Source organism: Paenisporosarcina sp. P4_D4 (genome assembly GCF_056401835.1).
The window spans coordinates 1-4,635 of sequence record NZ_JBFUIO010000146.1 but is presented as its reverse complement, the minus strand read 5'-3'; the positions used below and the strand labels follow the sequence as shown (position 1 = coordinate 4,635).

At 35.6% G+C, this 4,635-nt stretch carries 4 protein-coding genes and 1 pseudogene; 4 read left to right on the top strand and 1 reads right to left on the bottom strand.

Annotation, left to right across the window (positions count from 1 at the left end):
- A partial coding sequence (locus tag AC1DSL_RS15995) for a recombinase family protein (protein WP_477532943.1) occupies positions 1-816 on the top strand: 816 nt, incomplete at its 5' end.
- Positions 817-892: 76 nt separating this feature from the next.
- Here AC1DSL_RS15995 and AC1DSL_RS15990 read toward each other — a convergent pair.
- A pseudogene (locus AC1DSL_RS15990) lies at positions 893-1,384 on the bottom strand (asparaginase); the annotation flags it as partial.
- Between the two features lie 77 nt (positions 1,385-1,461).
- On the opposite strand from AC1DSL_RS15990, the gene prsW reads away from it, so the two are divergent.
- The 3 genes from prsW (at position 1,462) to AC1DSL_RS15975 (ending at position 4,323) form a co-directional block, all read left to right on the top strand.
- Positions 1,462-2,148 (top strand): glutamic-type intramembrane protease PrsW, encoded by a 687-nt coding sequence (prsW, locus tag AC1DSL_RS15985; protein WP_016427433.1) that lies wholly within the window; start codon positions 1,462-1,464, stop codon positions 2,146-2,148.
- A 76-nt stretch (positions 2,149-2,224) separates the two neighbouring features.
- Positions 2,225-3,022 carry a spore cortex-lytic enzyme gene (gene sleB, locus AC1DSL_RS15980; RefSeq protein ID WP_016427432.1) on the top strand — a complete coding sequence of 266 codons (798 nt, stop codon included), beginning with the start codon at positions 2,225-2,227 and terminating at the stop codon, positions 3,020-3,022.
- 11 nt (positions 3,023-3,033) lie between these two features.
- Positions 3,034-4,323, top strand: coding sequence for a PepSY1/2 domain-containing protein (locus tag AC1DSL_RS15975; RefSeq protein ID WP_477532942.1), 1,290 nt, complete (start codon positions 3,034-3,036; stop codon positions 4,321-4,323).
- Positions 4,324-4,635 lie beyond the last annotated feature (312 nt).

Below are 4,635 nucleotides of genomic sequence, written 5' to 3'. Positions count from 1 at the left end.
GTAAGAAATCTCTTAAAAAGCGAAGTTTATCTAGGTCACATTATTTATAACAAATCAGAAGGGGTTCGAACATCACAAACTAAATCGACGACTAAGAAGCCATTTAAACAAAAAAGTAGAGATGAATGGGTTACAATGGAAAATTGTCATCAAGCAATAAAGACACTAGAAGAGCATAATGAAATCTTAAGGTTGATGAGCAATAAGACTCGACATAATAAAAGTGGAGTTAATGCGTTAACAGGACTAATTAAATGTTTTAGTTGCTCAAAAACACTGACACTACAAAAAGAGAAGGACAAGTTATTTATCAAAAAATGCAACAATTGCAATCAATGTAAAGGGGGAGATATTGATATAGTCAATGATGCGATTTTTAAGTCATTAAGTGCAATCAAAAATAATCTTATAAGTATGGATTCAAATCATTCTAATGAACTTGAGAAGAGCAAACTGTTGGAGGATATCGAAGAATTGTATAAACAAATTGCTATTCACAGAAAAGCAATAGCTAGAATTGAAAAAGCATACGAAGAAGAAATTTATACTGCTGAAAAGATGAAAGAAAACACTAAAAGTAGGCAAATTGAAATTTTTAATATTGAGACTGAAGTTAAACAAAAGACAATACAACTGAAGAGCATTTCTCAAATTTCAAATGAGGAAAGAATTAAGAAAATTGATGATTTCCATAATCAAATATCCTACACTAAGGACTCTAAAACAATGAATTCAATCTATAAAAAAATCATTGATTCTGTAATTTGGGAACGGACAGAGCTGTATGATGTAAAAGTAACTGTAAATTTTCTTTAGTTAAATAAGAAAGAATTCATTTAAAAAACACTAACGACCTATTGTGTGATTATAAAAGTATCTTTACAAAATCATATGTTGATGTTTTTGTTACGTTTTGGGCTGTATGGATTTCATCATTCATAACAACCAGAACTCCTTTGCCAATTGCGTCTGCAGTAATCGCTACCCGTACTGCTGATAACAGATTATAAACGCCATCTGCACCAATTTCATTTGAAGAACGCATTGCACCTGTCAAGATAATAGGAATATTGCTTTTTACAGTGAGATCCAGAAAATAAGCTGTTTCTTCCAGAGTATCTGTCCCATGTGTAATGACGAAGCCATCTACATGATTTTCTGTCGATTGCAGATCAATAATTTGTTTCAGTTTTAACATTTCTGTCGGGGTCATATGTGGTGATGGGTAATTAAATGCTTCAATTTCATGAATATCGGCATATTCCTTCAATTTATCGATTTCAGCAGTTAACGGATTGGAATCGCCAGGAACTACCGCCCCAGATTCATCTTGAACATGCATGGAAATCGTTCCACCAGTATGAATAACAATTATTTTTTTCATTTCTTACTACCTCCATCCATCCAACAACTGACATAAGAATGATATAATTAAACCAATAAAAGGGAGGCGAGAGCAACTTGATACTATTATTATCTGTCGCAATCGCTCCAGGGCTTGCGTTATTCAGTTATTTTTATTTGCGTAACCAAATTTCATCAGAGCCTTCTCGTACATTGTTTCATACATTTATCTATGGTGCTATTTTAACGTTTCCTATTCTCTTCATACAACATGTGTTTGAAGTTGAACATATTTTTCAATCAATGTTTATACGTAACGTATTATTCACCAGTTTATTAGAGGAGTTTTTTAAGTGGCTCGTTTTGGTTATGGCCATTTATCAGCACGTTGAATTTGATGACCCGTATGACGGGATATTATACGGTGCTAGTGTATCACTTGGTTTTGCTACGGTTGAAAATATTCTTTACATATTTACTTTCGGATTGGATACCGCTTTTTTGCGAGCGTTATTGCCGGTTTCAAGTCATGCTATTTTTGGAGTGGTAATGGGATATTATCTGGGACGTGCAAAATTTGCTTTAAGTGAATCTTCCAAGCCTCTTTTGTTTATCGCTTTGCTGGCACCTTTGTGCTTGCATATGGTCTATAACGGGATACTATCAATTAAATCGATTTCCATGTATTTCATGATTCCGTTCATGTTGTTTTTATGGTGGTTATGTTTAGCAAAAGTAAAAAAAGCGCATTTATTAACGGTTCAACATTTTAATAAACAAGAAGATATAAGTGAAAGTTTGTGAAACCAATTTTAATAAATTGGTTTTTTTTTGTATAAAAAACGCATGATTCCTCATTCTAAGAAAAAGGAGAATGTGTATGCGAAAAAACAAATGGTTAATTTGGTTTATCACTTTATGTATGCTGACATTATCGGTCAGCGCACCCCAGCAATCAGAAGCCTTTTCGGATCAAGTGATTGAAATGGGTGCTTACGGAGATGATGTATTAGAATTGCAAGCACGATTACAATATATCGGTTTCTACAAAAATAAGATAGACGGAAAATTCGGCTACGGTACTTACTGGGCACTACGTAATTTTCAAGAGAAGTTTGGCTTGCCAGTTGACGGTGTGGCAGGGCAAAAAACCAAATCGAGGCTAGCAAAAGAGTCCACCTATCATAAAAAGTATGTAAAAGATCAAATAAATAAAGGAAATCAATTTACTCACTACGGCAACATTCCTTTAGAACAACAGGTTAAGAAAGGGACGAATCAAGGAGCTAAAAAACCTGAGCAGGTACAATTACCAGCTAAATATTCTGAACAAGATTTACAGCTTATGGCCAATGCTGTTTATGGTGAATCACGGGGAGAACCATACGAGGGGCAAGTTGCTGTTGCAGCAGTAATTTTAAATCGTGTGGAAGATCCCAAGTTTCCAAATACTGTAAGTGGGGTAATCTTTCAGCCTAGGGCATTTACCGCAGTTGCTGATGGTCAAATATGGTTGACTCCAAATGCACGCGCTAAAGAAGCTGTACTAGATGCATTAAATGGTTGGGATCCTACTGAAAATGCACTTTATTATTTCAATCCAGACACTGCAACAAGTGATTGGATTTGGTCTCGTCCGCAAATCAAAACAATAGGAAAACATATATTCTGTGAGTGAGGAGGAAAGACATGAAGATTTTATCAAGTATATTAGCTCTTGCCTTGATTGTTATGGGTGTATTTTTATATAACTCCAAACAAAACGAACAAGATTTGCAAAATAACCTTCGGAATCAATATACAAGTCGAATGACGGATGCTTCAGAAAAAATGAGTGAGCTGCAAAAATCTATTCAAAGTGCAACCGTCTTCAGTGACAAAGCCGCACAAGCAGAACCACTTGAAGATATCTGGAGACTATCTTCCGAAATAAAAGACGACATTGCTTCACTACCACTCGATAGGGATTTTTCAAATGAATGGATGAATTACCTCGGACGCCTCGGTGATTATGCAAAACTAAGAAGTGAGGATAAAGTACCTGAAGAGCAATGGTTAAAAGTGACAAATAATGTAGCGAAAAATTTGGATGAGTTTTCCTACGAATGGCAAAATGCCTCAACGGAATTGCTAGCAAGTCAACAATCTTTCCAAAAGTGGCAAAAAGACGTCAAAGCAGAGAAGCCTTCAAAAAAATGGACAGCTTTATCCAGTACGGTAAAAGGTTATTCCGAAAGTGACTTCCCTTTAACTGCAAGTGAATCAGACGACCTTAAGAAAAAAGAGTTAAAGTCTATTGTGGATAAACCAGTAACAAAGCAATATGTTGAAAAAACGATGAAAGAAATGTTTCCGAAGTTTAAAAATGCAAAATTAGTGACCACGTCGAGTAAAAAAGGAGCTGCATATCCTTTCTATCATATTCAATTTAACGAAGGGATTCGAACTGGTTACACGGATTACACCAAAAAAGGTGGACATTTACTATCTTTGTTAATTGAACGTCCAATTGGAAAAGATCGCATTCCCCCAGAACAAATCAAAGAAAAAGCTGAGAGAGCTGTCAAGTCATTTGGATTTGATGATGTTGAACTAGTGGAAACACGTGAAAATCATCTCGTCTGGCATGTTGTTTTTGTAAGGTTGAATCCAACAAATAAAGCTCGGATTTATGCTGATGCCATTCAAATGAAATTGGCGAAAGATGATGGTGAAATTCTTGGTGTGAACACGATGGAATATATTCAAAAGGAAACGTTGCCTGACCAAAAACAAATTCCGATAAAATGGGATGATTATTTCACTGAACAGGTGACAATTGAAAAAGAACGACTGGCCTATACGGAAAATGAAACACTTCAACAAAGACTTTGCTATGAATTAATCCTTCTAAAAGACACAGATACACAAAGTCACACATTCCGCATATTGATTGATACGGAGACACATGAAGTGTTAAAATCCGAGATATTATATTAATCATTATGTGAAATCCCTCGTGAGAGATTGATTAGAAATCCTTTCGCAGATTTTTAATATACAAGCAACAAAGCATACTCCCGTGGGCTTTTCAGACTCCAACAGATTTCGCTTCTGTTTGCGTATCTCTTCATATTATTTTAGTAGTAACATGTTCGGCTATTTCTGAAGACTCCTGCGGAAAAACGAAACAAGCTAGACCCCACAGGGTCAGCTGTCATAGACAGCTGAGACGAGGAGGCTAGCGTTTCGTCCGCGGAAAGCGAAAGAAATAGCCGATCATAATATATTTCGATAGAGTCAAGAGATAAG